Genomic DNA, 4,258 nt, shown 5'->3' with positions numbered 1-4,258 from the left:
CTACGATTCCGCAACCGCCTGGCTCGGTGCGGGCAGTCCCGAGCAAGTATCCGTGGTCACATCGCCGGGCGGCCGCAAGCTGCGGCTTCGGGTCGTACCATTTTTCGTTTTCCCGATGCGAGGGACGAGGAGCAGGCGGAGCAGCTGCAAAACGCACGCAAAGCGTACTACGAGTATATTTACGAGACGACGCACCTGAAGAAGGCGCTGATTTTTACGAACAGCCGGTCCGATGCCGAGTTGACGACGCTGGAAATGCGCAGGGTCGCGGCCAGACGCAGCCAGCCGGACGTCTTTTATGTGCATCATGGCAGCATTTCAGCCATGCTGCGGGAGGAAGCCGAAAGCGCGCTGAAGATCGGGCCGGGTCCGGCCGTGGCGGCGGCAACGCTGACGCTGGAGCTGGGCATCGATCTGGGGGAGCTGGAGCGGGTGGTACAGCTCGGCGCGCCGTACAGCGCATCCAGCTTCGTCCAGCGGCTTGGCCGGTCCGGACGCAGGGGCGACTCCGCTTCGGAAATGCTGTTTGTCGTACAGGAGGAAGAGGATGAAGAAGCACCGCTTCCGGCCAGAATGCCCTGGACCTTGCTTCGGGCCATCGCGGTCATTGAACTCTATGTGCGCTATAAATGGGTGGAGCCTCATGATATCCGCCGGATGCCTGTCGGGACGCTGTACCACCAGACAATGAGCATGCTGAAGAGCATAGGGGAATCCGAACCCGTCGAATTGGCGCGTGCGGTCCTTACGCTTCCTTCGTTTAAACATGTGACACCTGATGAGTTCAAAGTGTTTCTCAGCTACCTGATCCAGACCGACCACATTCAATGGACCGAGGAACAGACCCTCATCATCGGGCTGACGGGGGAGAAGATCGTGAATAACTACCGTTTTTATGCGGTGTTTAAGGATGACGAGGACCACGTCGTGTATAACGGCTCCGAGGAAATCGGCTCCATCACGACGGTACCGCCGCCCGGTTATTGCTTCTCCTTGGCCGGGAAGCTGTGGAAAGTGGTGGAGGTGGACACCAAGCACAAAGCCGTGTATGTCAAGGCGGCCAAAGGCAAGGTGGACACACTGTGGCTGGGGTCGGGCGGCGACATTCACACGAAAGTGATGCGAAAAATGAGAGAAGTGCTTGCCGATTCCGCGATTTATCCGTACTTGTCGCCACAGGCGGTGAATCGTTTGGAGCGAGCCCGGCGCCTGGCTAGAGAAAGCGGACTGCTCCGCGATATCGTCATTCCGGCCGGCGGCGATTCGCTCTTTGTGCTGCCGTGGGTCGGCAGCAAGCAGTTCCGCACACTGGAACGGATGCTGAAGCACCACTTGGCGGATCGCCTCTCCCTGAGATCCATCGTGCCGATGGAGCCTTACTATATGGTCGTCGCCGGCAACAGCGATGCCGGGACGCTGATCCAGGAGATCGCGGCCGAATGCTCCCGGTGCGGCGAAGAACAGCTCCTCGCTCCGGAAGAAGCCCCGTACCTCGGCAAGTACGATGAATTTGTCGCTCCGGATCTGGTTCGCCGCGCGTTTGTCGTCGATGGGCTGGACCTCAAAGGGCTGAGAGAAGGAATTTTGGGAGAGCCAGCGGAGTTTTCTTCCTAGTGGATACGAACGGGGGGACATGAATTGCCAGCTAACGAGGAGAATCATTTTTATCAACGTCTGCAGGCCGCTCATCAGATCCCGATCGGGATCATCGGGCCTAAACGTTTGGTTGAACAGATCCTGCGCGTGATCGAGACGTTTCCTTCTTTTGAAGCCATTCCCCGGGTATTTGAGGATGCGGCGGAGGCGTCAATGCTGGCGGAACGGTTAGCCAGTGAGACGGAGGTGCTGCTATTGTCCGACCCGTTGTCTCACAGGAAGGTCAAGGAAAACCCACGGGTAACCGTTCCAGCCCATTACGTACCGTTAACCGATGCGGGCCTCTATAAGGCGCTGTTTGCGGCGCATCAGCGCGGCCTGCTTGACCGGGGAATCTCGGTGGATACGCTCACCGAAACGATGGTTCGCAGAGCCTGCAGGGATTTAGGGATGACGGATGAACGGTGGAACGTGTATGATGGTCCGGTATATGCGTCGCCGGATAAGCTGATTGCATTCCATCAAGCCGGATTTGAGTCCGGCGGATGCTCCGTCGTTTTTACAGGACAGCAGGCAGTGGCTCAGCGCTTGGAGGAAAGGGGCATCCCTTCCGAGTGGCTGCTTCCCTCCGATCAAGACATCGTCGTCGCGCTCGAGCGGGCGCTTCTGTCAACGGAGACCCGGCGCAGCAAAGAGTCCCAGATCGTCGTCGGGATGATCAACGTCGACCATTTCGAACGGGTAGCCATGCAGCGGAGCAATGAGCATGAGGTCCAGAAGCTGAAGCTGGACATCCACCGCATGGTGCTCGACTATGTGGAATCGCTGGACGGATTTCTGGCCCACCAGGGCGGGGACGAATACCTTTTCTTTACGACGCGGGGCATCTTCGAACGCGAAAGCGGCGGATACAAGACGATTCCGCTGGCCAAGGAAGTCAATACGACGCACGGCATTTCGCTGAGCATCGGGATCGGCTTCGGCCGTTCGGCCAGTTTGGCCGGCACCCATGCCAGAACCGCGATGCGGAAGGCGAAGGAGGCAGGAGGGAATGCCTGTTTTATCGTCAGGGAGGACGAGACGCTGATCGGTCCGCTCGAGATGGCCGATCCGGTCCGGGAGGTGCTGTCTTTCACCGATGCGGAGCTGATGAAGCATGCGGTGGATGCCGGCATGACCAGCGCGTATTTGAGCCGGCTGCTTCATAACCGGGCCAAGTACGGCCAAACCGATTATAAGGTCCATGAGCTGGCGTCATTACTCGGCATTACGGTACGAAGCGCGCATCGGCTGCTGCTGCAGTGGATCGATCATGGGTTGGTGGCAATTGCCGGCATGGAGAAGGTACCGCGCGGGCGGCCGCGGCAAATATTCAGGTTTACCTGTTTGGACAGGACTTCGTCGGAAGCAGGAGACGTGCCTGATTGAATTTGAAGATTGAATGCCTAACGAACACGAGAACTGTAAATGATGTTTACCTGCGGGGAATCTTTTAAAGAAGATTCTCCTTTTTGTTTGGGGATGCCAAGGCAGCGTATTTGACGTTATGAACGATCCTGTTAGCCTGTTAATTGCGTTTTATACAGCTGCACAACTTGCGTTGCTACAGCTTCAATATCACTATCTAATTCTTCTAATACATAGGATTCCAATACTCCCATGGTTGCCGTTCCTAAAAACTTCAAAAAAATATGCTTATCAATAATCGGAAGCGAATCCTCATTAAGCTTTTTGTCTATCTCCGCCATAGTAAAAGACAATAGCTTTTTGCGAAATGTTGAGGCACCTTCACTTTTAAACAAGGCTGCAAAAAATGATTTATGCTGCTCAAAATAAGAAAACCATAATATCGAACCTTCGATAAGCCCTTTGTCTTGTTTTTGATCACATATTTCTCGCAATTGTGCTATATGGTCGTCCACAATCTTATCTAACAGATCATATTTATCAGTATAATGCAGGTAGAATGTTTTTCGGCCAATGTCAGCTTTTTCCGTAAGTTTTTTAACCGTAATCTCATCAAACCCTTCCTGAAGTAACATTTGCAAAAAAGTCGATTGAATCGCTTGCCGAGACTTTAAAATTCTTCGATCTGTTTTAACCATGTAGCAGTCCTCCTTGATGATTGTACACAATGAAAACAACTTGTGTATTAACACGCATATTGCGCGATGTGGTCATTGAATCAACAGACCCCTTATTTTAAAGTAAATATACACGAGGCGATTAATACGCACAAGTGTATAATAAATATGAATAAAGGTGGTTTTAATTGTGACAGTCACCAAAAGGAACGTGAAATTTCATGCACATGGACTACAAATAGCCGCGATTTTAAATGTACCTGAACTTGCTGAAGACAAGAAACAAAATCCAGCTATAGTTTGCGTTCATCCGGGCAGCAGCTGTAAAGAACAAACGGCGGGCATTTATGCGGAGAAACTTGCTGAGCTAGGGTACGTAACGATTGTATTCGATGCATCCCATCAAGGAGAAAGCGATGGCGAGCCTCGTTATGCTGAATACCCGGCTTCACGTGTTGAGGATATCCGGTCTGCGGTTGATTACTTAACTACCCTGGATTATGTCGATGAAGATCGTATTGGCGTGTTAGGTATTTGTGCAGGAGCGGGTATGCTGTAAATGCTTCGATGACAGAACG

At 53.0% G+C, this 4,258-nt stretch carries 2 protein-coding genes and 2 pseudogenes; 3 read left to right on the top strand and 1 reads right to left on the bottom strand.

Annotated features, from left to right (window positions below; all coding sequences use genetic code 11):
• Positions 1-1,614, top strand: a pseudogene (locus tag CPT76_RS13400) (helicase-related protein); the annotation flags it as partial.
• Positions 1,615-1,638: 24 nt separating this feature from the next.
• A complete protein-coding gene (locus CPT76_RS13395; RefSeq protein WP_258168388.1) occupies positions 1,639-3,024 on the top strand; it encodes a hypothetical protein in 1,386 nt (461 codons plus the stop codon).
• A 131-nt stretch (positions 3,025-3,155) separates the two neighbouring features.
• On the opposite strand, the gene CPT76_RS13390 is transcribed toward CPT76_RS13395, so the two are convergent.
• Positions 3,156-3,701, bottom strand: a complete 546-nt coding sequence (locus tag CPT76_RS13390; protein ID WP_105443273.1) for a TetR/AcrR family transcriptional regulator — start codon at positions 3,699-3,701, stop codon at positions 3,156-3,158.
• 169 nt (positions 3,702-3,870) lie between these two features.
• On the opposite strand from CPT76_RS13390, the pseudogene CPT76_RS13385 reads away from it, so the two are divergent.
• Positions 3,871-4,258: pseudogene (locus CPT76_RS13385) on the top strand (alpha/beta hydrolase); the annotation flags it as partial.

It is taken from the genome of Paenibacillus sp. AR247 (assembly GCF_002968895.1).
Classification (GTDB): Bacteria; Bacillota; Bacilli; order Paenibacillales; family Paenibacillaceae; genus Paenibacillus_AQ; species Paenibacillus_AQ favisporus.
Note: the sequence above shows the minus strand (reverse complement) of the source record. Positions and strands in the feature narration are given on the sequence as shown.